Below are 25,785 nucleotides of genomic sequence, written 5' to 3' on the forward strand. Positions count from 1 at the left end.
CGCTGACGACGAGGGTTCAATCACGTTTGCAAGCTATGGCTGGAGCAGGCCGCAGCTCCCTCGACGAGCAAGCTGCGCCGCAAAAGTTTCGATAGGGTCAATGATATCAAAGATTTTGGATTGGATCCGATAGCGCCATGAGAAGTAAAATAGCGTGCACTCAAACCGAAGTGTATGGTTAAATTTTAGACAATCGCCCTACGGGATGACCGGGCATGTAAGGGCTTTGACAAGATGGATTGATGTTTATCCCCAGCACAGATCAGAGAGCCTTCACGATGTCTGTGCCGTTTGCTGCTCGGCAGCCCTTCCGCTGGACGCGCTCGGCACTGTGGCTGGGTGCCTTGAACCTGCTTGTGGTCATCGGCTTCTGCGCAGTGTCGGCTTTCATGCTCTGGCAGATGCGACTCGATGCTGCGCGACGCAGCGAGATCACCTCACGCAGCCTCGTGCACGTGCTCGGGCGCGACATCGCCCGCAACATCGAGCTGTACGATCTCTCTCTGCGAGCTGTCGTCGATGGTATGAAGCGGCCAGATGTGATGCAGGCGACCCCTGAGCTCCGTCACCTGATCCTGTTCGACAGAGCGACGTCGGCGACTGGCTTCGCCTACGTCTTGGTCGTGGATCGAGACGGCAACGTCGTCGCCAACTCGCAGACGCTCGGATCCATGTCCCTCAACGTCGGGGATCGAGAGTACTTCCGCCACTTCGCTGCTGGAGTGGATGATGGTCTGCACATCAGCGCACCCGTCGTATCACGCGTCAGCGGTCAATCGAATCTGGCACTCAGCCGCCGCCTGTCGAAACCGGACGGTTCATTCGCCGGCGTCGTGACCGGTGGCATTCGGCTCGACTATTTTCACAACCTCTTCAAAATGGCCGGGGCGGACCGTGCTGAAACCGTCACGTTGTACGGCCCGGGCGGCACGATCGTGATGCGCCAGCCCTTCGAGGCACACCAGCTCGGCACCAGCATGGAGCATACGTCGAGCTACCGGAGGGTCATGTCAGCCAAGAGCGGCAGCTTCATCGGTCCAGCCATGTTGGGCGAAGGTGAGCGCCACTTCGTCTTCGCGCAGGTCGGCGACTACCCACTGCAGCTGAGCACGTCCGTTGCTCCAGCGCAGGTCTATGCCGATTGGCAGAACAAGGCAGTCGGGCTTGGGATCGTAGTGCTCGGCCTCTGTGGCACGACCGTGGTTCTAACGTGGCTGTTCGGTCGGGAGCTGAGCCATCGGAGACGGTCGGAACAGGTCACGGCCGCGCTGAACATCGAGCTGGAGCGGATGGCAACCACGGATGCCCTGACCGGGCTCGCCAATCGACGGCGCTTCGACGAGGTGCTCGCCCGCGAGTGGCGGCGCTCTGCGCGAACCCAGCAGCCACTCTCCCTGATCCTGCTAGATGCCGATTACTTCAAAGGCTTCAACGACCGCTATGGCCACCAGAAAGGTGACGAGGCGCTGAAGCTGATCGCCCGCTCCATCGAGTCCGCGACCGCCCCAATCCACGACATTGCCTGCCGGATCGGCGGCGAAGAGTTCGCTGTCATCCTGCCGGACACGTATACGGTGGGCGCGAAGATCGTGGCGGAGCGCATCCGCGAGGCCGTTTCAGGCTGGAAGGAGCCACACGCGGAAAGCCCACATGGTGTGCTGACCATCAGCGCGGGCTTGGCGCAGATCCCGCAGATGCGCGCTGTAGATCCGGTGGCCCTGATCGCGTGTGCGGATCGAGCGCTCTACGAGGCCAAGGCAGGCGGACGAAACCAGGTGCGGATCGCAGGCCGGAGCGAAGTCGGCCTACGAGCCGCGCCCGGCTCTCAGACCGGATAGGACCGAGTGATCATGCACACTCGGTCGAGGGGGTCGGAGAGCTGTTACGATTCCGCTTGAAATGCCTGCCGCTGCGCCGGCGGAGCATTTTCGTCGTCCTACGAGGGACAGTGATGTTCGCGCAAACGACGGCACACCTTCGTGATGACCTGACCGGCTGGCTTTGGACCGGGCTGATTGAGAGGATCAGCCTGGATCAGAGGAGTTGGGAATGAAGCGAGGACGGAAGCCGAGCGCGGAGCAGGTTGTGCTGATGCTGCGCCAGATGAGGTACAGACGGCGCAAGGCAAGAGCATCGCCGTCGCGTGCAAGGAGGCGGATGTCTCCGAGCAAAGCTACGTGACGAGTGCCTACGCCAGGAGATCTTCTACTCGCTGAGAGAAGCACAGGTCGTGATTGGCCTATGGCAGAACACTTACAACCGTGTCCGGCCGCATTCGTCGCTCGGCTACCGGCCGCCGGCGCCCGTCACCTTCCCGGATCTGGCCTTCCGGCTACCCATGGCCACTACCATGCAGTAGTCTCGCAACTGGCCCGGTCCAAAATACCGGTCAGGTCAGTGACCCGGGCCGCGACGTCGGTGGCGTGGCAGATCCGGCCGAGATCCAACTCACCAACACTGCGGATGATCGTGACCGCCTCTACCGGCGATGCGCCAGGACAACCGGTAGACGTGTCGGGAGGTTCTCGTGACGGTCAACGACAGCGTATTTGCGATGGGCGGACAGCCACGCCTCAACCGTGTCGCCCTCAAGACTTGGCAAGAGGGCGACGACGCGCCCTCGCTCCAGGTTACGGGCCAACGAGGCGTAGCGCTGTCCGTGCCGGAAAACCCAATCGTCGCTGCCGATCACCTTGAGGGGCTTCGCCTGCCTATGCGCGCGGCGGCGCCCGGTCCGCAGCAAAGTGTCTTAGCTCTTCGGCACCATGAACCGGCGGGCGATGCCGTCCACGGGGTTCCCGCCGAGCACGAGCCCGAGGTGATGCACGTTGGCAAGCGAGAGGCTCGGTACCACACTCCTCAGCCGCGTTTCACGTGTCATCATCCGTGAAATCAACGCACGGAACGCCCTTAAGTCAGTTGACTTAATCGATAGCGATGGCAAGTCTCCCGTAGCTTCGATGACAGGCACGCACGACGTGGTCAGGACGACAGATCGATCCAAGCGATTGGCCGAAGCTGGCGAGCGGCTCTTCGCGGAGCGTGGCTACGCGGCCGTCGCCATCAGGGACGTGGCTGCAGCGGCGGATGTTCCCGCGGGAGCCGTCTTCTATCACTATCCGAAAAAGGCCGCTCTCGCATTGGCCGTGGCGCAACGACATGGTGAGAGGATCCAAGATGCGCTCGACGGCAACCTGACTCGTGACGACGGAGCCCGACGCCCGTTGGATCGCCTCGTCGACCTCCTGTCGTCGGACGAGGCGAGGATGGCCGAACACGGTTTCGGGATCGCACGCTTGTCGATGGACCTCGCCGCCGAGGGAGAAGACGCGACAGAGGCCAAGACAGCCTGCCTGCAAATTCTTGTGGCAATCGAAGAAGGCGTTCGTCGCTGTCTCCTCGCCGAGGGGCTCGACGCTCGAGACGCGGCCTCGGCCGCCACCCGGTTCCTGATGGTTTGGCATGGCGCATTGATCATGGCCAAGGCGTATGGGGTGCAGTGGTTGAAGCATAACGCGCTTCCCGAGGTCCTGTCGGTCCTGCGGGACGCCGTGGGCGTTGCGGAGCGTGCCGATATCTCACTCGGGGCAACCCGGCAAAAGGTGAGCAGGCCGTCACGCGCACGCGGACGCACCCCAGGTCCGACCGAAGTGATGCCCCACCTGCTGCCCGATGCCGACGTGACCGATCCCCCTCCCCTGCATCGAACTCCCGACCAAGAGGAGCGGGGCACCGGAGCGAGTATCCCCTGGGGAACCGCGACGCCCGCCGACGTTCTGCAGGCCCTCGGGACGATTCTGGACGAAGCCGGCAAACCGCTCCAGCGCCGCCACCTTCTTGACCATGTCGCACGTCTCCTGCTTGCCGAGCGAAGCCTGGGCATGCCGGGTAGGAACCCATTCGAGAACCTCCTGACCATCGTCAGCAAGGACAAGGCCCGGACCTTCATCAACCTGACGCCTCACGGCATCTGGATCCGAGCCCGCTCGTATCATCCGCTGGGATACGTGGCCGGAGCCGAGTGGAAGCGATCGGGACAAGCCGAATCGGCTTGACCGTATGAAGGACCGCAGCGTGGGAAGCGGGCCCTGGCCTTCGGCCCCAAAGCGGGCGCTCCGCCCGGGGTCCGACTCGGTCGCTTCGTTCGATGCTTCTCGCTCTCGAAAGCGGACGCCGGCTGGATGACGGGTAGCGTCATCGATCAGGCGATCCGAGCCGCCTGCCCCCCTGCCCCCCTGCCTAGGTAGGGGACTCATTCAGGTCCATGCGATGACACAGGAAACGAGTGCGACGGCGGCCAGATAGTTGCAGGCCAGGCGATCGTAGCGGGCCGCAACCCGCCGCCAGTTCTTGAGGTGGCCAAACAGCCGCTCGATCCGATTGCGCCGCCGGTAAGAGATCCGGCTGTGCTTGTAGGGCACTGTCCGGGGGGCCGTGGACGGGATGGTGGCGATCACCCGGTGGCTGTTGAGCCAATCCCTCAGGCTCTGCGCGTCGTAGGCCTTGTCGGCAATCAGACGCTTGGGCGGCACCACGGCGCGCAACAGCGGCAGCGCCATGGTGATGTCGGCGACGTTGCCGGGCGTCAGGGCGAACGCAACCGGTCGGCCACGACCATCGGCCAAGCAATGGATTTTGCTCGTGAACCCGCCGCGCGAGCGGCCGATCGCCTGGCTGCCGGCTCCCCTTTTCCGCCAGCGGCCGAGCGGTGGGTCTTCACGTGGGACGCGTCGAGCATCAACTCGTCTGGAACGGGGCCTGCGGCTGCGATCTTGGCAAACAGCCGCTGCCAGACCTTGCGCTGCGACCACCTTGTGATCCTGGAAGCGTCCGATCGGAATCGCTGTTATCCGGGATGAGGAATCGCTCTTATTCTGGCGCCCTCGGCGAAATGAATCGCTTCTAACCGGGACCGCCAGCCGAACCTCACCTCTGGCGCTACCCGTCGGCTCCTGCCGCGAGGCCCCTTGGCACCTGGACTACCCCAGCATCGTGCACGGCGCTGACCATCCGAGCGGGGGGATCCATCGTGGCTCGGCGGTTTGACGAAGGACCGGCATCGATCGTCCGGACTGGCAGGCACATTCCTATCTCGCGGTCGCCCCCGGACGGCCCAGAATTGAAAGGGTCGTAGTGAGTCCGCCCCGTCCAGCGAGACAAAACGTCGAGCTCGGCGCGGGGGAACGCGTGCGGCGCCCCAGCGGTGGCCAGTTCGCGATCCGATCGAGATGGCTCACCACATGTCGCCTGTCGCTGTGTGAAGCGCGACACCTCAAGCCATAAAGCCCTTCTGCTCCGTACGGGCCTGATCGCCGGCGGCCGCAGGCCGGACGCTCATAGCTGCTCGTCGGATCGACGTTGCGATCAGGGGGAGCGCCCGAGGGCAGGGACATGGCGAACCACTCCAACCCGTCCCTCATCGACCTTCGATTGTTGCGCCAGTTCGTGGCGGTCGCCGTGGAGCTGCACTACCGGCGGACGGCGGAACGGCTGGCCTTGTCTCATCCGCCCCCCGACGACCGCAGCCCGGCGGCTGGAGGAGATTGGCGCGATGCCGATCGAGCGCGACCTCGGTTAGGAGGGTAGACCGCGCGATCCAAATTTTATCAGGTCGCGATCAACTTGCCGGAATTGTCGGGGGCTGTTGTCGGATGCGGCGGCAAGCCGAGTTGCTACTCGAAGCCAGCGTGGCGACTCGCGGTGGAAGCCCACACGAGGGTTCTGGCAATGACCGTCGAGCCTCTGCAACAGCGTCTCGCCGAACTCTGTCAGCGCTGTTCGGCGCCGTGCGGGCCTCCTGAAGTAGATGCCCTGAACGACTAGCCTCGCTTCATGCTCTGCGCAGGCCTCCAATCTCGCGGACTCGATCCCTCGTGCTCGCAGAGTACAAACTCCGATTGCTCAAGCTGCCAGGCTTTCCGTCGACGCTGACTGACACTGGGTCCTTCCAGGATCTCACGGCGCAACCCTGCGGCGGGCGGGCTTTTTGGCCGTCGTATCCACGGGGGGGGGCGGCAGGGCTCCAGGGCCTAGGATACGACGGACCTCGTCCTCCAGATCTCCTCGCCGGCTCTCCAGGATCTCCCGTGCCACGTCCGACATCGATATGCGCCGCGAAGGATTCGCCAGGGAGCGAGCGGCGGCGGCGCTACGCAGTAGGTCCCGCAACTCGGCCGGCAGCACGAACGCGGTCGTCAGCATGTTCCGCTTGGCCTCGGCCATATCGTTTACCCCTCCTCCCTCGACGGAGCCCGTTCGATCGTTGCGTCCGCCTCGTCCCAGGAACCTATGGGACCATAATTGACGAAGAGCGAAAGGATGCTCGACCGAGGTGCCGCTTCTAGCACGTGCCGCCGCACGCAACGAGCGAAGGATCGGGCCCGACTCGAAGCTCCGTACGGCCAAGGACATTGCGCCGTCGTCAAGGGAGCTCGGAAGGATTCCGGGCCCGTCCGATCGCGGCACCGCATCGGCTGAGAGCTGCGGGGCCGCAAAGTCCCGAGCGTTAACCATGGCGGGCGGTAATCGACCCATTTTGAGAAAACAGTCTCGACTATCATTGAGTCAGTGACATATTGATTCATGGACCGTGAGCATTGCCGCGGCGCCAGTGGATCAGGGGAGTCGCTAATGAGTATCGTTACGGCCTTCTTCGGGGCGGACGGCCGAGCCGCCACCGCGCACGCATCCCTCCTTCTCGCCTACGGGCTCGCACTGACAGGTCGGCCCACGACGCTGATCCGGGTGGTCGGCGAGTTCGACGGGATGGCCCGCTTCCGGACCGGGCTGCCGCGTGCCCTGGAGATCGTGGAGTACCGCACGGACGCGCCGGACCTCGCCGGGATCGGGATCGACGCGCACCTCACGGCCGCGCTACGGGCCGGGCAGCGGGTCGTATTGGACATGCCCCAGGCAGCGCTGTCGGATCCGGGCTTGCGGGAGCGGATCACCCTCCCCGTCCTGCTCGTCGGACCGACCGCGCTCGACGAAAGCTTGGCCGCTCAGGTCCTGCGGGACGTGGAGGCTCTCGTGTCCCGCACGTCGTCTCCCGACTGCCGTGTCGCGCCGCTGTGGCTGCTGGGATGCGGCCGTTCCGGAACAGATGCTGCGGCGACGTTCGAGGCAGCCATGCGCCAGGCATGTGACGCGGAGGGTGCGTCCCAGCCGGTTCGAGCCCTGCCGCTGACGCTGCCGGGCATCGGTAGGTCGGAGGCGGATGCGCTGGCACGCGGAACGCCGGGCGCCTCCCTGCTGCGACGGGCGATTCTCAACCTGGCGGCCTTGGAGGTGGCCGCGGCGGACCCGTTCGTGCCTGCCATCGACCGCACCGCCTTCGTGCGGGTCGCCACCGACCATCCGGGACCGGGCACCGCCGACGACCGGTCGCTGCAGGAGCGCCTGCACGATCTCGCCGACGCCCTGGCGGGGCTGGAGGGGAGCGGCGGCGTGCCGGCGCCGGAAGACCTGGCCGAGGCGCCGGTCCTCGACGACTTCGCGTTCGTCCCCGACCCGCGCGCGCGGATCATGCGGGGAGTCGTCCAGGGTCATCCGAACTGGCCGGCCCCCCGGGTCGTGACGACCTCCCAGGTCTTCGCGACGGATGGCCGGACGTGGGCGCGCACGCTGTCGAGGGTGTACCGGCTGCGCCGGCCAGAGGGGGATGTCGTCACGCACTGAGCAGACCGGAGTGACGCTTCCGTGCGACCGCCATCCTCAAGGAGACCGATGATGAACGACGTACCTGAACCCCTGCCCGTCGGCTTCCGGGCCGCGGGCGTGCGGGCCTCCTCCGGCGCGAGGTTCCGCGGCCTTCCGTTCGCCAGGCCGGGCTCGCCGTCGGACGACGACATCGGGTCGGCCTTGGTGCTGAGGCTCTGGCGGGTCCACGCGGCTCAGGGGCCTTCGGAGGAGGTCGCCCTCGCAGTGCTGCGCGCCCTGCGGGGCACCGGGGATGGCGACGAGTGGAACGACGTCCTCACGCTGCCGGCCGCCGCGGTCGGCTTCGCGATGGAGGTCTTCCACGATCGGGCGATCGACAGCGTGCACGGTGACGTCGCGATGTCCGTTCTCCTGCTCCACGCGCTGATGGGCGACGCCACTGCCCCGGTGGTCCTCGCCCATGGCCTCGCGGCCCTGGCCCACGGCCATCCGGAGGCAGGCCGCCTGATGGCCCTCTCCGATGCCTGGGCACACCGCCTCCACGGTCCGGGCCGGAGCGTGGGAGGTCGGCCGTGAGCCATTCGGGAACTCGGGGCGGGCTGGCGCCGGACATGGATCCAGCACCGGCAGGCAACGCTCGCCTGACGCATGGGGACGAGGGAGGACACGTGATGACACAGGCAGCGGGCAAGCGCCGCGGCGGTTCCCGCTCGGCGAGGAGCGACCTGGCGGATCGCTTCCTCGAGAGCTTCTCGCTCGGGGGCGTTCGACGCCTCGGCCGGCTGGCTGGACGTTCGCCCGACGTGGACGGGGATTCGTCGGACGGCGGTCCGGGCAGGCCGGATCGCCGGGACGGCGTGCCGCCATCCGTCCTCGCCGCCACGGTGGCGCTGGGGCAAGCGCTGGAAGCCGAGCCTGGGCTGCTCGACGCGGTGCGGTCGGCCGGCGCCATCGCCGTGCTGCGCGTGCCGAGCGCCGGGTGGGTCGAGCCGGTTCGGTCGGCCCTGTCGGCCTGCGTGATGCCGGGTTTGTCCGTCCAGGACGGCAACTTCGCGGATGCCGCCTCCTTCCACGGGACCGATGGCGGATCCTGCCTCCTCTTCGCACGTGACGGGACGGATCGGTCGCAACGACCCGACAGGGGTAACAGGGCGATCGCGGCGGCGGTGCAGGCCGGCTGCCCCGTGGTCGGGATCTCGCACGATCCGGCCCGGTTGCTGCCGGCAGACCTGACGAGGGCCGCGGACGTCCGGCTCGACGTCGGCCCGCTCGGTCCCGCGGAGATCGACCGGGTCGTCTCGTTCGCGAGCGGCACTGTCCCGACCAGCCTCCTCGCGAGCGACCTTGCACGGCTGTGCGAGCCTTCGGACCTGATGTTGGCGCTGCGTCCCGGGCGAAATCCCGACGCCGCCGTGGAAGGTCTCGCCACCCTGATCCGGGCGCGGCGCGGCACGGCCGCGCGAGGCGGTCGCGGCTTGGAGCAGATGTTCGGTTACGGCGAGGCGAAGGCTTGGGGCCTCAGGCTCGCTGCCGAGCTCCGTGCCTGGAGGCAAGGCACCCTGCCCTTCCGCGAAATCGAGGCCGCGCTGCTCTTGTCGGGTCCGCCGGGCACCGGCAAGTCGCAGTTCGCCGCGGCCGTCGCCACGACGACGGACTTGCCGCTCCATGTCGGGTCCCTCGCCCAGTGGCAGGCAGCGCGCGACGGGCACCTGGGACATACCCTGGGCGCCATGCGGGACTTCTTCGACCGGCTCGGCCGTGAGCCCTGCGTGGCCCTGATCGACGAGATCGACAGCGTCGGCGACCGATCCAGCTTTTCCTCAAGCCACCGAGATTATTCCACCCAGGTCGTGAACGCGCTGCTCGAATGCTTGTCCAATACATGCTCGGAGCGGGAAGTCGTGCTCATCGCGACAACCAACAACCCGCTGCACATCGATCCCGCGATCCTGAGGTCGGGGCGCATCGGGCGGCACATCGCGTTGGCGCTGCCGGGTCCGGACGACCTGCGCGGCATCATCCGGCAGTACGCGGCGCCGCAGGCGATCGACGACGCCGCGCTGCCGGCGCTCGTCGGGTTGGCCCGCGGCCGGAGTGGCGCGGACATCGAAGCTGCGGCCCGCACGGCTCGCAGCGTAGCTCGGGCCGCTGGGCGGGAAGTCGGCCCGGACGATCTCGCCTCCGCCTTGGCCGGGGCGGGTCCGGTCCTGGCCCCCGAATTTCGGATGCGCGTCGCGCTTCACGAGGCCGGGCACGGCGTCGCCGCGATCCGGCAGGGGCGGTCCGGCCCCATCGAGCTCTCAATGCGCCCGTCTGGAGGCACCGCGCGGATCGGCGGCCCCGAGGGCGTGTCGCTGACGGAGGACGAGCTCGACTCGGACCTCCTCATCCTCCTGGCCGGGCGCGCCGCCGAGCAGGTCCTTCTCGGCAGCGTGTCCGCCGGAGCGGAAGGCGATCTGCACCGCGCCACCCGCCTCGCCACCCTGATGGAGACACGGCTGGGCTTCTCGAGGCGGCACCCCCTCGCCGTCCTGGGCGAGGGCGAGGACCTCGACCTCGCGCGGACGCCTTGGCTGATCGAGCCCGTGCACGCGCGGCTGTCGAGCGCCTACGAGGCCGCACTCGAATTGATCCGCCGTGAGGAGGCGACGGTCAGCCGGATCGGATTGGCGCTCGCCGACCGCGGCTTCCTGGACGACGGAGATCTCCGTGCCCTCGCCCGGTCTGCCCTGGGCGACGTGGGGATCGCCTGAACCGCTCACCCGCTTCCGCCGGAGGATCCATGGGCAGCGACTACCACGACTACATCTCCAGTAACGCGTGGCGCACCAATCCGGCCCGCCTCGCCGAGCTCAGGGCGGCCCGGTTCAAGTGCCGGATTTGCGAGAACGGGCCGCCGACCACCACCATCGAGGTCCATCACAGGACTTACGCCCGGATGGGTCGGGAGGAGATCGCCGATCTCTGCACGCTTTGCCGCGACTGCCATCACCTGGTGACGGACGAACTGCGGCGGCGTCGCTACCGAAGCCGGCCGGTCGGCGCCGAATCCGCCGCCGACATCCGCTCGCCACTCCTCGGGCGGAGCCTGCGGGAAAGCTGGCGGGAGGAGTGGTGATGGCACATCGTGTCCTCAGTGTCGGCCTCGTCGGCGTGGCCCCCCTGCTCATGCATTCCTCGCGCCTGGTCGATCCACTCGATCCCACCAAGCGGCGGATCGACCGGCTCGCCCGCCGGCGCTCCAAGACGGATGCCGACCACGAGGAGCTCGCCCGGCTGGAGTGGTATGGCGGCCTTTGGCTGGCGGAGGGGAGGCCGTGCGTCCCGGCGGAGGCCGTCGAGGCCTGCCTGTCGGAGGCCGCGCGCGCGCGCCGCGCCGGGAAGCGGGTCAAGGCAGGGCTGATGGTTCCCGCGGCGCCGATCATCCGGCACGAAGGGCCGGAAACGCTCGAAGCGCTGCAGGCCGATGGGCGGTTCACGCTCCGCGTGCCGGTCCAGGTGAACGGCAAGCGCCTCATGCGGACGAGGCCGAAATTCGACACCTGGTCGCTCGATGTCGAGATCCACTACCTCCCTGGCCTGTTGGATCCCATCGAGATCATCGAGCACCTCAAGTTCGCCGGCGACACCGTGGGACTGGGCGATTGGCGGCCGCGCTTCGGCCGGTATCGCGTCGAGATCCCGGCCTGAAAGCCGGGGTTGTCGAGCCATGGCACGGCTAGGCGAGGCCAGGCTTGGCTAGGCAAGGAGGGCGGCCCGTTCTCGGGACGAGCCGCCCGACGGGCACCCCGGAACCGCGATTCCGGGGTGCCCCCTTCATGCATCCGCGGGCGGCAAGGGGCGGCCTGCACCGAAAACGCGACTGATCGAAAGCGGGAGCGAGCTTCATGGCCGATATAAACGAAGACCATATTGACCTGTACGCACATACAGATCATAACGCTCGAAACGGAGACCGCTTCGCCGCGCGAGTGGAAGAGGCCGCCGTCGGGACAGGGGTCCTGAACCCGGCGCGGGCGGCGGCGCTGCTCGGGATGAGTCCACGGACCCTGCGCGCACATGTTCGGGCCGGGAACATCGCATGCGTGCGGCTCGGGTTGGGCGAGCGACGTCCGCGGCGCGGCTTCCTGCCCGACGATCTCATCGCATTCATGGCCAGGCTCAGGAGGACCGAATGCCCGACGGAAGGTACTCACCGAACCGCACGCGTCGGGGACGCCTGCATCGTCAGCACGTTCACGCAGCGTCACGCCGCAGGCCGGAGAGGCTCCGGTCGTGGAAGATCGCGCTCACGCTGAGGCGGCCGGGCGGCGACCGGAACTCCCGGCTCTCCCGCCGGCACTGAACCGAGTGCCTCCCTCGCCGCGTCCATGCATCGAAGGACGCGGCAGCCAGCATCAGTCTGTATCGGAGTAAACCTGTGAGTGTATACTTGAGAGGTGATTCGCCGTACTATCACTACGACTTCGAGTACAGAAAGACTCGTCATTACGGGTCGACCGGCCGGAGTACCCTGGCCGCGGCCCGTGCTTTCGAGAAGGCGAAGCGCGCCGAGGTCAAGGCAGCCGCCGAACTCGGCCATAGCCCGGAACGGATGGTGTTCGATGCCGCTGCGGGACGCTGGTGGAAGGAGGTCGGACAGTTTCGCGCCGACCCCAACCGGGTGGAGAAGGATATCGCCCGCCTCGTCCAGTGGGTCGGTGCCCACACCCCGCTGGCCTCAATTAACGACGAGATGGTCGCCCGCCTCGTCGCCCGCCGCAGGTTGGATGACCGCAAGGGGCGGCCGGAGCTCGGCCGCATCAAGCCCTCGACGGTGAACAACACGCTCCTCGATCCTCTCATGGCGATCCTCAATCGGGCGCAAGACCTTTGGGGGGTCCACTTGCCGAACGTGCCTACCTTCCGCCGGCACGTCCTGCCCGAGAACGAGAGGATCCGCGAGCTGACGGCCGAGGAGGAGCTGCGGTACGCGCGGCATGAGGCCGACGACTACCGTCCTCCGCGGCTGCTCATGCAGGTGACCGGGTTGCGCGTCACGAACGCATGCAAACTGCGGTGGGAACAGGTCGACCTGGACAGCGGTGTGCTGACGGTCACTCAAAAGGGAAACCGCGTACATCGCATCCCCATCACCCCGCGCATCCGGTCGATCCTGGAACCATTGCGCGGCCACCACCCGGTATTCGTGTTCACCTACCTGGCCAAGAAGACCGGGAAGGTGCCGAACATCGACAAGAGGACGCTCGCGGGCGAGCGGTACCCGATCGCCGTGGGTTCGATGCAGTCGAGCGTCAAGCGCACGGTCAAGAAGGCGGGCATCGTGGATTTCCGGGTCCACGACTTCCGGCACACCGCGGCGACGCGGCTGCTGCGCCGCACTGGCAACCTGAAGGCGGTGCAGGCCTTGCTCGGACACCGGTCGATCCAGACGACGATGCGATACGCCCATTTCCTGCAGGACGACCTGCGGGCGGCGATGATCCGGGCCGAGGGCGACGATCCGACCTTCCACTGAGCCCAGGAGATGCCCCGACATCGGGCCCCGGCATCGTGCCGGGGCTCTTTTCGCGGGTGTCGACGGCTCAGGGAGCGAGAGTCGCCAGCGCGGCGGCGTCCGCCGCGACGGTTGCGGCCTCCTCCCGAGCCACGACAGGCCAGAGCGCCGCGAGGTCGGGCCGCTCCGAGCACTCCGTGAGGGTCCACCGCCATGCGACGTCATGGGCCAGCGAAGCCATGCGGGACGCCGCGGAGCCGACGGCCATCCGGCGTTTCGAACCCTCGGCAACCGTCGAGAACGCCTGCAGGATGCGGACGACATCGGTCGGCGACGGATCAGGCAGGGCCCTTTGCAAGACGACGAGGCGGGCGAATGCCTCGATGGCATCGCTGCCCCACCTCCCTTCGGCGTCCGCCTGTGCCGCCGCGTCCACGGCGGCAAGGGCGTCGAGGGCGCAGGCCCGGACGTCGTCGACCACGATGTCGGGATCGACTTGGACGACGTCGAAGTCACAGGTCACCGGCCAATCTGGAAGGCCCCATGCCTTCGAAAGCGCCGCGGCGTGCGCCGAGGCGACCGCCAGCCTCTCGACGGAGAACCTGTGGCTGCCCTCCCCTATCGCGTGGGCTCGGGAGCGGAGCTCGATGCGCACGCGTGCATCGAACCGGTCGGCGAAGATCATCCAGTAGGGCTCGCAGTCCCAACTCGGTGAGACCCAGATTTCTCCGTCCACGATCAACAGGGCTTCCGCGAGGTGGGCCGCAGCCTGCTCCTGCCTGACGCACCGGTCGCTGGCTTGCTCCCGAAACGGCTGGCGCAGCGGCGGAAGCGATAGCGTTTCGAGAGTGGGTAGGAGCGGTGCAGGTCGGTCCGGGCTCGAATCGGTGGAAAGTGACCGGATCGGGTAATCCGAAGTGTTCCATCGCAATGATGCAGATGGGCCGTCTCGCCAGGCAGTGCCGGCTTTTCCGAGATCAGTTTCCAGACTCTCGGTCGTAATGCCCTCCACGTTTCCGAGCGGACGATAGAGGCGGCCGGCGAAGCGTCGCCAAGTGACGGTGGCTGGGAAGATGTTGCCGGAGCCGGTCTCGACGCCGGCCCTTCGCCGAAGGCGGATGGAGGCGGGAGCGTTGGCGGCTTCGGCGTGCCGGATGCGAACCGGCACGAAGTCCCTCAACGTCACCGTTCGACCGATACGGCACCGGCGTCCGCATACGGTCGCCTCGTAGGCATAGGGCAGGAGCGAGATGCGAGCGGCACCCGGACACTCCGAAGAGCCTGTATCGGCTTCCCTCGTCTCGGCCGATTTCATGGGCATTCGCATCTCAGCCTCGTTCACGTCAGATGAAGACTCGCATTGCTGGAGCCTATCTTCTGCGCAGGATCTAGAGCCCCCACAGATGGCGACCGGCCCACCTTGGTCAGGGCAGTCGAGCATTATGAGTGGTGGTTTGCATACTCGACATCGATAGCCGATCAGAAAAAATTGCCCCTGGGAACTATGCCGAGGCGCTCGTATCCCTGCTGAGTCGCCTTGCAATGCATGGCTTTCACGTCATAGGATTTGCATTGATTCAGCCCTGGTTTTCCGGGCACTGATTTCGCGATCGCGCCTCGCATATGGGGCGCGTAAAGCAGGAAAGTCACAGTTCGGTCCGCAAACTTCGCGAGGGTGAAATGGCCGTGATCCTCGGAGATGGATGGGAGTTGCTGGTCGTGCGCCGCTTCGAGCAGGCGCGCAAGACGCCGCGAGGGGAAAAGATCCGGACAGTGGGAACTTACGAAGTCTATCACGACGGTGTTCGTCAGGCCGACCCCTCCTTGCAAGGTCAGATGGCGGAGTCGAGAGGCCCCGGCGCCAACAGGCCGAGAGCGAACGGGAAGCGAGTTGCGGAAGGGCGGTACGCGCTCGCGACGCAAGGCACGCCGGAAACCAAGTATCATACCTTCGAGTACGATCGCTCGGAACGCAGCTCAGGCAGGCCTAAGCCCGGGTTCGAAATCACGGTCCCGGGACCGAGGACCGGCATTCTCGTGCATCCGGGCACCGGCTTCCTGGCGAGTGTCGGCTGCCTCAATCCTTGTACCAACCTTCCGGACGAGACCGAGAACATCGATTATGCCGGAAGCAGAAGACGAGTCATCGCGCTCATCGACGACATGGCTGCCTTCCTAGGCCGCCATTTCCCGTCATCCGGCGAGCTGTTCATCCCGCGCGGGTTCGCGGTGATCGACGGCGAACCCTGACAGTCCCGGTTCTCCAGGAACCTAGAAGGCCCTGAAGGCTTCCACGGGCCGCAGCATGTAGCCCCAACGGGTTCGGTGGCGCTTTTTCGATCTCGGGCACCCGCTTACATATGCCAACAGCTGAACCGCGACGGGATCCGGCGCGCCGCGCGCCTTCGCGTGCGCGCAGTTGGCGGCAGTGGCGGCCGAGTTGCGGATCCGCGCGTTGACGATCGCCTCCGGCACGTCCCGGTCCTCTGCCAGGGTCGCGTCCAACGAAGGTCGCCAATAGCGATTGAGCCAGCGTTCGAGCACCCATCGCTGCCCGTCCTTCGTTCCCAGGGCGCGCTCGGTGTTGCTGACGAAAACCTCCCAGTCGTGACCCCCGCGTACTTTCAAGGAGGCGAACGTTGCCCGCTTCTTGAGGGCGGCTGCCAGTCTCTCGAGATCGTCTCTTGCCTCCGCGTTGCTCGTCGGCGCCACGACCTCCTCGATGAATTCGCCCAGGTAGCCGGTGTCCATGTGCGGCAGCCCGACGCCGCCTGCCGTGACACTCATGAGGTGCTTCCCGCGCCCCCTCGGAGGGCCCCTCCACTCGTCTTTCTGCGGATCCGCAATGCTGTGGGGGGCATCGCTCACGCCCCAGTGGGCCGCACCGAGAGCGAGGACGACCAGCCCGAAGCCAGCGGACGCCGAGTCGTCGTGGGGGGCCTGGCGGAACTTGCGTGCCAGGTCAGCCACGAACGCGAACGTCAGCTGCTCCCGCAGGCCGAGATCCTCCTTCCCACCATCGGACCACTGCCCCTGGTCGAGAAATTCCGAGAGGACGTCGGCGGGGATTTTCAGCGACGACATCGAACGCTCCGAGCTTGCGGAAGGTGCCCCGCCTATTTGAGAAGTGCGGCCAGGTGGACGGCGACGGAGTCTGGATCTTCGATGAACTCCTCGACCTCGAAGTGCATCGGGTCGTTGAAGGAAATGCCCCAGTGGAAACCCAGGGCCTCGAAGACCGGGGCGACTGGCGCGACGGACGCTCCGAGACGATCGTCGTCCGAGTTCAGGTCGATGGCGATCCCGAACGCATGGTTCGACGGAAGCTTGCTCAAGCCGCCGCTGGTCGGTTTGCGCAGGCGCATGTTGAGCGCGCCTGCACATGAAGTGATGTGGTGCAGCAGGCCGAGTTTCTCGATGTCCACGAAGGCCTGCTCGATCTGTGCATGTCCACGTTTGTGAAAGCGAAGATTGCCGCTTTTGGTGCCAGGCACTCCGACGAGCTGCGGGATGTGTACTTTCGTGATGTCACGGACATCGAACCCGTCGACGAAGGTAATGTGGTCCCCCCGAACCCATATCGGACTGTCGGTCCGATACTTCACTTTGCCGAAAAGGGGATGGTCGTACGTGGCTTCAGGCATCCCTGGGCCCCCATCTGACTTGCGCGCGATGGACCGCGCCGGCACGTTCGAGCGCTGTACGCCTCGAATTCTGGATGATAAATCAAATGAACCGGCCGGAGTCGAGGCGTCTCTATCGATCGAAGCGCATGAGTCCGTTTCGCGGCGCCCACGGCGTGTTCACCTTCTCGACCCGGGATGACCCGCTCCCAGTTGCTCGACATCGCGAGCCGTGGAGACGGGATGAACGCGTCTTCTTCCCGCAGCCGTGCCCCGTCATAGCGTAGCGGCCAGTCGCCGAGGCGAGGTCCCTCGTCGCTTCGTCACGGCTCGATATAGAGGATTGTCGCCGGACCGGAGGCTGTGGTCTCCCTCCTCTCCCTGGGCCCGCCATATCCCGGCAGCGATCCAGCGCGCCCATCTCGCGAAGGGCGATGATCTCCGTCCGGCCGGCGTCGATGGTTCTCGCGCCTCGGCGTAGCGCAGCGCGCGACCTCGAACGAGACGTGGCCGACGCGCTATATCGCTCGCCGACGTCGGTCTTGCCTCTTGGACCGTGTCTGACATGAAATACTGCGATGTCCGCTCTCACCGACCGTCAGCGCATCGAACTCGCACTACCGGCCTGCCTGCTGTTCACCCTCGGCGATCTGCCGGGCGCTTTCGTCCCGGCCAACCCAGCCCTGGCCACCCGAGCGGAGGCCGATGTCGCCGAACTGCGAGCGAACCTGCGCACCGCCACTTTGGAACCTTTCGCCGACCTGAATCCGAAGAAGCGGCAAGCGATCCTTCGCCGGCTCGAGCTGGTCGTGAAGAGCGTGGTCGCGGATTGGAGGGGACGGTCGATGCTCGGCCTCGTGATGACGCTCTGGTATTTTCTGAAGGATCTTACCGGCCGCGAAGTCCTACTGCTGTGGGAGGGCTGGGCGATGGACCAAGCTATGAGAAGGCTCCTGCCGATGTTCGAGCATGGTTTCGACGAGCTCCGGCACGAGGCCGAGGCCGTAGAGGCCGCCCGTCAGCTCCTCACCCACCTCCAGGCCGAGGGACTGTACCGCTGACGCGGCGCTTCGCATCTGTCGATCCGGCCCAAGCTGTCCAAGCGTAAGCGCGCTTGGCGCTACCGGCAGGGACGGCCAGGGATCGGTGGGCCCAACGAGGTCTGGGCCATGGACTTCATGTCCGACCGCCTGTTTGGCGGGCGTCCGTTCCGGATCTTGACGATGGTGGACTGCCACACGCGAGAGGCGCTCCCGCTCACACCGAGAGCCGACTTCCGTGCCTAACCTGAGTGACTGAGGCGCTGGACGCCTTGGTCCGCCTGCGGGGCCGACCCAAGAGCCTGCTGGTCGATAAAAGGCCGGAGTTCGCCGGGCGCATGCTCGACCAATGGGCCTATTTGAACGGGGTCGAGATCGACTTGTCACGACTGGGCAAGACAACCAACAACGCATACATCGAGGCCTTCGATAGCGCCTGCGGGCGGAGTGCCTGAACGCCTCGTGGTTCCTGTCGCTGGCCGATGCCCGCGAACGCTTCGGTGACTGGAGGTGCCACTACAACGAAGATCGACCCCACACGGCCCTGGGTGGCTTGACGCCCCGAGCCTTCGCCCACCAAGCTGTCACAGCCCGAGAACTTGCATAGGCCGTGGACCACAAACGGGGTCAACTCCAGGCCCAACGCTGCACTAACTCTGACACCGGACCACCCCGTAGGGGCAGATCAATTGCGCATCGACGATCCGATGATCTCCGATACAAGCTTGGCGGATGCTCAAATATCGGCGTCCCAGCCTCGATCCCATTCACTGTCGCGCTCCATCCATCCAACCAAGCGGCGGATCGTAAAGACGATTTCGCAAAGTTGAACCGGATCGACCGGCCGGCTGTGCATGGTAGGGCGGCGAAACGCGTTCAGCCGCTCAAGATCGACCTTCAGCCATTCCGCCCGGTCGAACACTGCCTCGAACAACTCGGTCCAGTTGTCATTGCGGGTGATCACGCCTATCAGATCGCCGAGATCGGTATAGTGGATGAGGTCGAGTGATGGTTCTCCCGCGCGTAACGCCTCCTTCCTACGGTCCTTCGCACGCTTGACAGTATCGCCGGGCACCCGCTGCTTGAACCAAGCCTGCCCCTGCAGGGCTGCGAGCTTAGCGGCGACGAAGGCGCGCAATGCGTTTTCGAAGGTGTCGATGGCGGCGAAGGCCCCCATCTTCGGCCGGTTCGCCACGATACGGACCTTGACTGGTCCGGCTTCGACGATGGCAGTCAGCGTGCCTGCCCTTGTACGCCGGCCCTCGACGACTCCGCTGTCGATCAGGACGGCCACGGTCGTTGCGTTGTCGGCATCGATAAGGCCCTCATCGACGTCTTGGTCGCGGTAATAGCGCGCGCGCTCGCGCGGATCGCGCCAATATGGACGAGCGAGCATCGCCGACGTCTCATAGCTGCCCAACAGCGCCGCATAAGCCGCTTGGCTGCTGCCGGCGCCGGGACCGAGTACGTCTAGCGAGGCTGAGAAGAGCGACATCTTGGTGGCAGTCGCGCCCATGCCAGCGAGGTCGCCGCCGAGCGCGACGGAGCGGGCAGCGTAACTGCTAGCATCGAGCCCAGCGGTTGCCGCCGCGATCCTGCCTGCCGCAAGGTGCAGGGCTGTGAAATTCTCGTTGCAGCGGACGCCGATGCCGAGAAGCTCTGCGTAATCACGGGTGGGCGATTTGATTAGCGCATCGGCCCAACGCTGCGTGCGCGCAAGAGCACTCGCCGCATCGCGGTCGATCCCGAGCATTGCGGTCTGGCTTGCGGTTAACGCCGAACAGGGCTCAGTCAGGCGGCGCATCGATTCCGCGACGTGCCCATCGGGCAAGCTTCCGAACCGAAGATTGTGCGGGTCCCAAAGATTCGTCGCCGCGTCATATGCCCGCCCAAACGCGCTCGTTTCGAAGCTATTGGCCCTGCCGGTCGCTTCTTCGATGGCGCTGCGGATCGTGTCATGTCGTTCGAAAGGATCATGCAGCTTGAGCGCGTCGCGCTGAGCCTCATTGATCAGCGGGCCGCCTTTTAGGAATGGATCGAGGGTTGTGATCCTGCCACTGGCGAAATCCGTCGCCGTCCTGATCTCGCCTGCCGGTAGGCCGCGCGCCATACGACCAAGCCTGTCGTCACCGAGGACGCCTGACGCCGTGAGCTTCTCGACAGACCGCTGCGCTTCGAGTGTGCGCTCGAAAACGCTGGTTGATCCGAGGTTTGCCAGCACACCGCTTGCCAAGTCGAGAAGCTTCTTCCCTTGGTCGCTCATGGCTTTGTCGCCTTCCACCTTTCCGACACGATACAGGAGGCGAGCGCACATCTCCATCTGGTGCCGATCCGTTCGACCCAGGGGCTTTCCGGATTGCAGCGGTGGCCTTGCCCCGAGGCCTTGCCCCCTTGTTCCATAACGAGCTGTGCAGCTCAGCTGTTGGTTGAGCGGCGAGGCTCACGGGGCGTTGGCAGAGTGCAGGTTGCCGAGTGCTGGCCTCTCCTGCTCGTCGCGCGCCAGACGATCGAGCGCTGGCTCGCCCCCGTCGAACCAACTGCCGCCGGTCGGGATGGTGAGATCTTCGAGCCGGCGGATCGAGGCCTACCCGCGAGTCTTAGACCGACAACCCGGAACGCGTAGGGCCGAAACCGGGAGGCCGGCGGTTTCCCGAAGGTTTCCGGAGCTGAGGGGCGCCCCGTCTCTCCATCCCTTGTCCAGTCGGCCCGGACCTGAGATCCAAATGCCCATCGTCCCACGGCCCTCGACCGCGTCGCCTCGATCGGTCCGTCCGACGGTTCACGGGATGGGCGCGATCCATTCCCATCCACCGGCCGCAACCTGGCCCGAGGAAAGCCCGACATCGCGCTTGTCTTCGAGGTACCATGCGAGGGCGTCCGAATTTCGTCGGGCGTCCATGGTGCTCTCGGTCGCGGGGCAGCCCACGAGCGAGAGCACCACCGCCTGCTTGTCTTTCGGCAGGCCGATCTGCATCTCGTGCCGCGTGACCGACGGTGGCCCGCCCGCCGGCCGGTTCTTCCAATACGCCACGACCCGATCCGGGGACGGCGGCTTGCCGCAGAGCTTGCCGTAGGCCTCGTTCGAGCGCGAGACCATCCCAGCGCTGGTCATGGAAAGCACTGACGACCCGGGGTCGTCGGCCAAGCCGGTGGCATAGACGCCGGGCCACCGGCTCTTCAACTGCGGACCGTCCATCAGGAGTGCGAACACCAGGCTCGGCCCGAGGGCGCGCAGCAACGTCAGCCCCGGCTCCACCCGTGCGAGATCCTCGCAGATCACGGCGGTGAGCGTGGAGTTCTCGCGCAGGACGTCGACGTGCAGAACCCGTTCGCCGATCGGCAGATGCTCCCACCACACGGCGGCGCGATCCAGCTCGGCGCCCACGTCGTAGGAGTCGATCTGGCTCTTCTCGACCTGCCAGCGATGATGCTTGCCGCGGGAATGCGTCTCGGCGATCCGCTCGCCGTTCTTCTCGAATATCATCGTGGTCGTCACGAGATTGCCGGCACGGCCGTTGCAATCCATGGAGACACCCGACACCACGAACTCGACGTTCGGCCTCGTGTCGCGCAGGTGCCTGACCAGCGCGTCGTACGTTTCCCAGTCGAGGGCGAGCTCCGGCAGCACGATGCCGTGCACCGGGCCGTCGCTTTCCGCCTCGTCGACGAGTTTCTCGACGAAGGCGACGAAGGATCGCCTCGACGCCGGCGTGCTCCACCCGGGTGATGCCCCAGCGGGCGGGGCTGCGGTCGAGCCGGGACCCAGCCAGCGCTGATCGACCGCAAATCGCCCCCAGCGATCCGGCCCCGACACCCCACCGCATTCCCCTCCGCGGAAGCAGTCCGCCGGGACGATGTACGGAAAAGGCAGAAGCATGATGTTCAGGGAATTCGGGTCCGACGCAGCGGATCGCCCCCGTCCCTGGTGCCAATAGGCATTCGCCTGACCGTGAGGCGGCAGGAGGGTCAGATTGTGACTGAACGTCCGTAGGGTGCATCCGATCTCGGTTGTCCGGCCTTTTGGCAAGACGCGAGCCACATGCCGTTCGACGGCCGACGTGCACAGGCTGTCGAGCGCCACGTGACGGCTGAGGTGTCGTCCGTCTCCTTGATAGGCTGGATTCTCGATGACGCGCAGGCCAGTCGCTGCCTTCAGGGTTGCGGAAGCGAAGTGGTTCGCCCATTTGGCGCCGTTCACCGGGGCGGCCTCGGGATCGTAACCGAGCTCGCTGCTGGCTTCGTCGGCAATCACCAGAAGTGCATGGCACACCTTCCACCAGGAAGGCGGTGCGTCACCGATCTTGGGGCTGACGACCAAGTCTGCCGAGCCGCTATCGACGAGCCTATCCCAGAGAAGCTGGATTTCCGTTGCCGCCGACATGTCGACGGCCCACCGGTTCCCCAGCATGCACCAATGGCGCAGATCCGCGTCCGTAGGAGCGAATGTGGGTTCCGCGTATGCCAACCCTGCGCTGGCACCGGTCGCCGAAGAAAACGGTGCGACGATGTATTGATAGGCGCCTGACGCATCCAGCAGATGGGAAGCCGCAGCGAACATATCCGCTGGCGTGAGCGGCATGTGCCGGATGTCGGGGGCGCGCCAGGGTCGGATACGGTCGAGCCAGCCACGTTGCCAAGGCCTCGTTCCGCTGGGGAAAAGGCGCTGCAGCTCCGATAATACGCACGTCAATGCGGGCCCCCACTCCATCGGACGGAGCCGCATCAACTCTCGCCAAACAACCCTTGGATCAGCGGAAGATTCGAGCTAGCGCCTGTCGAGGCCGAGCAACTCGTTGGCCTCGGCCACACCCTCGTAACCGGCACGACGCCACTCTTCGTTCGAATAGGTGTGGTCGCGCGCCTCGCCCGGATAGGCGGCGGCGAAACTTCTCACGGTATCTTCAAGGGCTCTACCCAACTCTCTCGCACCCCTTCGGTCGGCCCGTAGGAATGCCAGCCAGGACCTTCCGCCCTCGGACTGATAATCCGATCCGGCGACCATGGCCATTTCGATCTCGGTGTTGAGGGGCACCAAGGCCCCCTTATCGTCACGGAATGCGCCCATAGCGTTTACCTACCACCGCCTAACAATGCGGAGGAATCCATTAAGTTTCTCTCTACGCGTTCAAGGGGGCAGCGGTCAACGCGTGCGTGTCCGCCGCCGACATACAGAGATATACCACCTTCCCGAGCAAAGATCAGCGCGACCCGCGCCGCCGTCTCCGCCCAGCGCTTGGGTAAGTCGGTGCCCCCTTGCCGCCCCGGAAACGCAGGCTTGCTACTTCCTTCACCGCCTTGCGACCCGACGCACTTCGACGACGGTGTCGATGCCTTTGACCTTCAGCACCGTGCCGTTGAGTCCATCCACGACCAGGGCCGATGGCCGAGCCTCGTGATGGCTTTCGGTCGTCGCCTCCACCTGCTGCCAGACGTGGCCGGTGTCGAACTGGAAAAGCATGCCCTGTCGAAACCCCATGAAGGGTGAGACGATGCTGCCCTCGCACTCGATGGACACTTCGGTGACCGGGACCGCGCCGGGAACGCCGGCCACCCTCATGACGGTCTGGCCGTTGACGAGTGCGACCTCGACCACCGGCATGAAGGCATAGTGGTAGCTGTAGTGGTAGGTGGCCTGCTGCCATGCCTGCCCGTTCATGAGCTTCACGACCGTGTCACCCGTCCAGCCGTCGAAATCGCCGTCGATCTGGCTTCTGATGCGCACGGTCCCCACCTCCTTCGAAGGTTCGTCGTTTCTGTTTCATGGGACAAAGGGCCCGATCAACGCCATCCCGGTGATTTCTTGAACGTTCGCCGATGACGTTCAGCGTGTCAGCGTGACCGACGTCATCTGTCCAGGCATGGCGAACATGAAGCCCCCCGCCTCAATGCGTAGGGCGCAGCGAAGCCGAATGATGAGAAGGACGGCGAACGCGATGTCCCGCTCCCCGGTCACGAGATCGACCATCGAGGCCACGTCCTCCCGGCTGGGTAACACGGGGTAGCTCGGGTGCGAGTGCCACTCGCCGAGGTAGTTGAACCTCCGGTAATCCGCTCCTGTCCTCCGGAAAAAGGCGTCGAGAGCTGCGCGGTGATGCTCCGGGCTCCGCACGAAATGGGCCGGCGTGCCACTTGTCTCGTCCACGGTGAACTCGACGATGCGGAAGCGGTCGTGCTCCAGTTGCTCGCCCATGAGGATGCCGCCGATCTCGCGTCGCCCGGCCCGGCGCAGGTGGCGCCCAAGCTTGGCGCGCTGTTCAGGTGGCAGGCTGATCGTCGTCATCTGCCACCACGGGCATCAGCTCCCGGATAAGGGCCAGGCTCTCCTCGACCGATGTGACCGACGTCTCGGATGACCATTCTGTTACGCCCGGAAGGTCGATGGGCCACGTCTCGAACGGCGCGGAGAACATCCATCCTGCCCGCAACGCTACGACGTAGGCCGGCGACGGGAAGATCGTGTCCGTGGGGCGCGCGATCGCATCCGTCGCAAGCCGGGAGAGGTGGGCGGCGATCACGCTCACCTCCGCGTCGTCGGCCACCCAGCTCCCGTCGGGGCCGCCTCCATAAGGATTGGCTTTGGGGGCGGCCTGTGCAGGGATGCCCCGCGCCTCGAACCACGCCGCGATCCGGCCCCTGGCGACCTGCGGCTCGGGCTCAAAGTCGGGCCGGACGCGCGCGACGAGGCCACCAATCCCACCGGCAAACACCTCACCCCAAACCAACGGCAGGCGCTTCCGCAGTGCGACCGCCGCACAGAAGTTGAACACGTGTGGATCGGCTGTGGCGTCGACGACCACGTCGCAGCCGGCGAGGTCCGAGAGCACGGAATCGGTCGTGCCGGAACTTTCCTGGCCGCCGAGGGCTACGCGCCGCTTGGTCACGTCAACCGTGCCCCGGACGGCTGCCAGCCGCGCCGCGAGCGCATCGACCTTGTGGATGCCTATCGCTGCCAGCCCGAGCTCATTCCGGACGAGATTGCCGGGCAGGAACAGGTCATCGTCAATCAGCACGAACCGAGCGAAGCCGGCCCGGGCCAGCGTCACGGCGACCTTCGAGCCCAGGGAGCCCGTACCCACGATGCCGACGACCTTGTCGCGCAGGGCATCGTAGCATTCCGGCAACCGACGACCCCGGTCCATGACCGGCAAGGTCCGGTACTCGACGCTGCTTCGCGCGCCCTTGCTGTCGTAGATGTAGTAGGCGGCCACGTCGCCAGGTGAAGCGAGGACAACATGGACGTTGTCACCCTGCAACCGAACGCGCCGTGCATCCTCCCCGAGGCCGATCCCTTCGAGCATCGCCGCCATATCGTCGACGGTGAGCCCGCGCTTTGGCATGTCTGGGCCCAAGGCGATGACCCGGGCCGGAAACTGGACAGAGTCCTCCACGCCCGGCTCCCACGCCCCCGCCACGGCTTCTCCGTCCACTGCTAAGAGGGTCGACACGAAGGTATGGGCACGCATCCTTTCGGATACGAGCGCCTCGACAGAGGTTCCCTCCGGGATAGACGCCAGCCGCCGCTCCGCCTGTGCCATGAGGAGAAACCGGAACGGTTGCCCCCTCGTCCGCTGTCCGAGCGTCGCATGGTGGGCCGACGGCACCTCTCTATCACCTTCGACCCGCTCCCCGGCGATGAGGCGATGCGCGCTCTCGATGAGCATCGAGCCCGTGATGCTGGTCACCCAGTTGTCTGACCGGTACTCCAGGCACAGTTGCCCATCCGCGTACTGGTGCCCGGAGAGGCGGTCGCCGTCCCGGGGCACGACCCGCGGTGGGGCGTAGGGATGCAGGGCCGCGTAGGTCATCGTCAGCGGAAAGGTCTCGGCCGCGTGGGCCACGTCGAAGTCGACGGTCAGCGCCAAGCCGTCCCCCACGTACCAACGGATGCCGCTCAGCCAGCCCGCGCCCTCCGCCAGCTCGGCCACGGCGGCCTGCTCGGATCTAGCGCGGCCCGGGTCGGTTACCC

The 25,785-nt window shown here is 65.9% G+C and carries 20 protein-coding genes and 3 pseudogenes; 12 read left to right on the forward strand and 11 right to left on the reverse strand.

From position 1 onward, the window contains the following. Positions 1 to 278 precede the first annotated feature (278 nt). Both FHU13_RS11130 and FHU13_RS11135 read left to right on the forward strand, forming a co-directional pair. On the forward strand, positions 279 to 1,838 hold the full coding sequence (locus FHU13_RS11130; RefSeq protein ID WP_183435908.1) for a diguanylate cyclase: 1,560 nt from the start codon (positions 279 to 281) through the stop codon (positions 1,836 to 1,838). Positions 1,839 to 2,167: 329 nt separating this feature from the next. After that, positions 2,168 to 2,359 (forward strand): annotated as a pseudogene (locus FHU13_RS11135) (integrase core domain-containing protein); the annotation flags it as partial. A gap of 390 nt (positions 2,360 to 2,749) precedes the next feature. Here FHU13_RS11135 and FHU13_RS28570 read toward each other — a convergent pair. Continuing rightward, positions 2,750 to 2,884 (reverse strand): hypothetical protein, encoded by a 135-nt coding sequence (locus FHU13_RS28570; protein ID WP_409518493.1) that lies wholly within the window; start codon positions 2,882 to 2,884, stop codon positions 2,750 to 2,752. 76 nt (positions 2,885 to 2,960) lie between these two features. On the opposite strand from FHU13_RS28570, the gene FHU13_RS11140 reads away from it, so the two are divergent. Beyond that, on the forward strand, positions 2,961 to 4,055 hold the full coding sequence (locus FHU13_RS11140) for a TetR/AcrR family transcriptional regulator (RefSeq protein WP_183435909.1): 1,095 nt from the start codon (positions 2,961 to 2,963) through the stop codon (positions 4,053 to 4,055). Positions 4,056 to 4,256: 201 nt separating this feature from the next. On the opposite strand, the pseudogene FHU13_RS11145 reads toward FHU13_RS11140, so the two are convergent. Next, positions 4,257 to 4,825 (reverse strand): annotated as a pseudogene (locus tag FHU13_RS11145) (IS5 family transposase); the annotation flags it as partial. Positions 4,826 to 6,630: 1,805 nt separating this feature from the next. Between FHU13_RS11145 and FHU13_RS11150 the strand changes: the two are divergent. From FHU13_RS11150 to FHU13_RS11175, 6 genes are all read left to right on the forward strand, one after another. Beyond that, complete coding sequence (locus tag FHU13_RS11150) at positions 6,631 to 7,677, forward strand: DUF6634 family protein (RefSeq protein WP_183435910.1); 1,047 nt, start codon at positions 6,631 to 6,633, stop codon at positions 7,675 to 7,677. A 51-nt stretch (positions 7,678 to 7,728) separates the two neighbouring features. Continuing rightward, a complete protein-coding gene (locus tag FHU13_RS11155; protein WP_183435911.1) occupies positions 7,729 to 8,235 on the forward strand; it encodes a hypothetical protein in 507 nt (168 codons plus the stop codon). 95 nt (positions 8,236 to 8,330) lie between these two features. After that, positions 8,331 to 10,412, forward strand: a complete 2,082-nt coding sequence (locus FHU13_RS11160; RefSeq protein WP_183435912.1) for an AAA family ATPase — start codon at positions 8,331 to 8,333, stop codon at positions 10,410 to 10,412. Between the two features lie 29 nt (positions 10,413 to 10,441). Further along, positions 10,442 to 10,777: an HNH endonuclease gene (locus FHU13_RS11165; RefSeq protein ID WP_183435913.1), complete on the forward strand. Its 336-nt coding sequence runs from the start codon at positions 10,442 to 10,444 to the stop codon at positions 10,775 to 10,777. Next, positions 10,777 to 11,349 carry a hypothetical protein gene (locus tag FHU13_RS11170; RefSeq protein WP_183435914.1) on the forward strand — a complete coding sequence of 191 codons (573 nt, stop codon included), beginning with the start codon at positions 10,777 to 10,779 and terminating at the stop codon, positions 11,347 to 11,349. The genes FHU13_RS11165 and FHU13_RS11170 overlap by 1 nt, the downstream gene beginning before the upstream one ends. 742 nt (positions 11,350 to 12,091) lie before the next feature. Next, a complete protein-coding gene (locus FHU13_RS11175) occupies positions 12,092 to 13,177 on the forward strand; it encodes a site-specific integrase (RefSeq protein ID WP_183435915.1) in 1,086 nt (361 codons plus the stop codon). A gap of 67 nt (positions 13,178 to 13,244) precedes the next feature. Here FHU13_RS11175 and FHU13_RS11180 read toward each other — a convergent pair whose 3' ends face one another. Then, complete coding sequence (locus tag FHU13_RS11180) at positions 13,245 to 13,841, reverse strand: hypothetical protein (RefSeq protein ID WP_183435916.1); 597 nt, start codon at positions 13,839 to 13,841, stop codon at positions 13,245 to 13,247. 995 nt (positions 13,842 to 14,836) lie between these two features. On the opposite strand from FHU13_RS11180, the gene FHU13_RS11185 reads away from it, so the two are divergent. Further along, positions 14,837 to 15,406: a hypothetical protein gene (locus tag FHU13_RS11185; RefSeq protein WP_183435917.1), complete on the forward strand. Its 570-nt coding sequence runs from the start codon at positions 14,837 to 14,839 to the stop codon at positions 15,404 to 15,406. A gap of 21 nt (positions 15,407 to 15,427) precedes the next feature. Here the strand turns inward: FHU13_RS11185 and FHU13_RS11190 are convergent, their stop codons facing one another. Beyond that, positions 15,428 to 16,240: a hypothetical protein gene (locus tag FHU13_RS11190; RefSeq protein ID WP_183435918.1), complete on the reverse strand. Its 813-nt coding sequence runs from the start codon at positions 16,238 to 16,240 to the stop codon at positions 15,428 to 15,430. A gap of 32 nt (positions 16,241 to 16,272) precedes the next feature. Beyond that, positions 16,273 to 16,800, reverse strand: a complete 528-nt coding sequence (locus tag FHU13_RS11195) for a M15 family metallopeptidase (RefSeq protein ID WP_183435919.1) — start codon at positions 16,798 to 16,800, stop codon at positions 16,273 to 16,275. 557 nt (positions 16,801 to 17,357) lie between these two features. On the opposite strand from FHU13_RS11195, the gene FHU13_RS11200 reads away from it, so the two are divergent. Both FHU13_RS11200 and FHU13_RS11205 read left to right on the forward strand, forming a co-directional pair. Continuing rightward, complete coding sequence (locus tag FHU13_RS11200) at positions 17,358 to 17,840, forward strand: hypothetical protein (RefSeq protein ID WP_183435920.1); 483 nt, start codon at positions 17,358 to 17,360, stop codon at positions 17,838 to 17,840. A 15-nt stretch (positions 17,841 to 17,855) separates the two neighbouring features. Next, positions 17,856 to 18,426: pseudogene (locus tag FHU13_RS11205) on the forward strand (integrase core domain-containing protein); the annotation flags it as partial. Positions 18,427 to 18,555: 129 nt separating this feature from the next. Here the strand turns inward: FHU13_RS11205 and FHU13_RS11210 are convergent. The 6 genes from FHU13_RS11210 to FHU13_RS11230 form a co-directional block, all read right to left on the reverse strand. Further along, positions 18,556 to 20,139, reverse strand: a complete 1,584-nt coding sequence (locus tag FHU13_RS11210; RefSeq protein WP_210287577.1) for a Swt1 family HEPN domain-containing protein — start codon at positions 20,137 to 20,139, stop codon at positions 18,556 to 18,558. A 459-nt stretch (positions 20,140 to 20,598) separates the two neighbouring features. After that, complete coding sequence (locus tag FHU13_RS11215) at positions 20,599 to 22,398, reverse strand: hypothetical protein (protein WP_183435922.1); 1,800 nt, start codon at positions 22,396 to 22,398, stop codon at positions 20,599 to 20,601. Between the two features lie 186 nt (positions 22,399 to 22,584). Further along, positions 22,585 to 22,713, reverse strand: a complete 129-nt coding sequence (locus FHU13_RS28230) for a hypothetical protein (RefSeq protein WP_281411603.1) — start codon at positions 22,711 to 22,713, stop codon at positions 22,585 to 22,587. A gap of 393 nt (positions 22,714 to 23,106) precedes the next feature. Continuing rightward, entirely contained in the window at positions 23,107 to 23,550 is a 444-nt protein-coding gene (locus tag FHU13_RS11220) for a hypothetical protein (RefSeq protein WP_183435923.1), read from the reverse strand. A gap of 90 nt (positions 23,551 to 23,640) precedes the next feature. Further along, complete coding sequence (locus FHU13_RS11225; protein ID WP_183435924.1) at positions 23,641 to 24,099, reverse strand: Mov34/MPN/PAD-1 family protein; 459 nt, start codon at positions 24,097 to 24,099, stop codon at positions 23,641 to 23,643. Next, positions 24,074 to 25,744: a ThiF family adenylyltransferase gene (locus tag FHU13_RS11230; RefSeq protein WP_183435925.1), complete on the reverse strand. Its 1,671-nt coding sequence runs from the start codon at positions 25,742 to 25,744 to the stop codon at positions 24,074 to 24,076. Before FHU13_RS11230 ends, FHU13_RS11225 begins: the two co-directional genes overlap by 26 nt. Between the last annotated feature and the right edge of the window lie 41 nt (positions 25,745 to 25,785).

Origin of the sequence: Methylobacterium sp. R2-1 (assembly GCF_014191355.1) — a bacterium.
Lineage (GTDB): Bacteria > Pseudomonadota > Alphaproteobacteria > Rhizobiales > Beijerinckiaceae > Methylobacterium.

Excerpts from the sequence above, each read along its gene's own strand:
- FHU13_RS11225 (WP_183435924.1), bottom strand. The coding sequence starts at position 24,099 with ATGACGACGATCAGCCTGCCACCTGAACAGCGCGCCAAGCTTGGGCGC.
- FHU13_RS11160 (WP_183435912.1), top strand. The coding sequence starts at position 8,331 with ATGACACAGGCAGCGGGCAAGCGCCGCGGCGGTTCCCGCTCGGCGAGG.
- FHU13_RS11210 (WP_210287577.1), bottom strand. The coding sequence starts at position 20,139 with ATGGAGATGTGCGCTCGCCTCCTGTATCGTGTCGGAAAGGTGGAAGGC.
- FHU13_RS11215 (WP_183435922.1), bottom strand. The coding sequence starts at position 22,398 with ATGCCGCTCACGCCAGCGGATATGTTCGCTGCGGCTTCCCATCTGCTG.
- FHU13_RS11185 (WP_183435917.1), top strand. The coding sequence starts at position 14,837 with ATGGCCGTGATCCTCGGAGATGGATGGGAGTTGCTGGTCGTGCGCCGC.
- FHU13_RS11165 (WP_183435913.1), top strand. The coding sequence starts at position 10,442 with ATGGGCAGCGACTACCACGACTACATCTCCAGTAACGCGTGGCGCACC.
- FHU13_RS28570 (WP_409518493.1), bottom strand. The coding sequence starts at position 2,884 with ATGATGACACGTGAAACGCGGCTGAGGAGTGTGGTACCGAGCCTCTCG.
- FHU13_RS11150 (WP_183435910.1), top strand. The coding sequence starts at position 6,631 with ATGAGTATCGTTACGGCCTTCTTCGGGGCGGACGGCCGAGCCGCCACC.
- FHU13_RS11200 (WP_183435920.1), top strand. The coding sequence starts at position 17,358 with ATGTCCGCTCTCACCGACCGTCAGCGCATCGAACTCGCACTACCGGCC.
- FHU13_RS11155 (WP_183435911.1), top strand. The coding sequence starts at position 7,729 with ATGAACGACGTACCTGAACCCCTGCCCGTCGGCTTCCGGGCCGCGGGC.
- FHU13_RS11195 (WP_183435919.1), bottom strand. The coding sequence starts at position 16,800 with ATGCCTGAAGCCACGTACGACCATCCCCTTTTCGGCAAAGTGAAGTAT.
- FHU13_RS11130 (WP_183435908.1), top strand. The coding sequence starts at position 279 with ATGTCTGTGCCGTTTGCTGCTCGGCAGCCCTTCCGCTGGACGCGCTCG.
- FHU13_RS11170 (WP_183435914.1), top strand. The coding sequence starts at position 10,777 with ATGGCACATCGTGTCCTCAGTGTCGGCCTCGTCGGCGTGGCCCCCCTG.
- FHU13_RS11190 (WP_183435918.1), bottom strand. The coding sequence starts at position 16,240 with ATGTCGTCGCTGAAAATCCCCGCCGACGTCCTCTCGGAATTTCTCGAC.
- FHU13_RS11180 (WP_183435916.1), bottom strand. The coding sequence starts at position 13,841 with ATGATCTTCGCCGACCGGTTCGATGCACGCGTGCGCATCGAGCTCCGC.
- FHU13_RS11140 (WP_183435909.1), top strand. The coding sequence starts at position 2,961 with ATGACAGGCACGCACGACGTGGTCAGGACGACAGATCGATCCAAGCGA.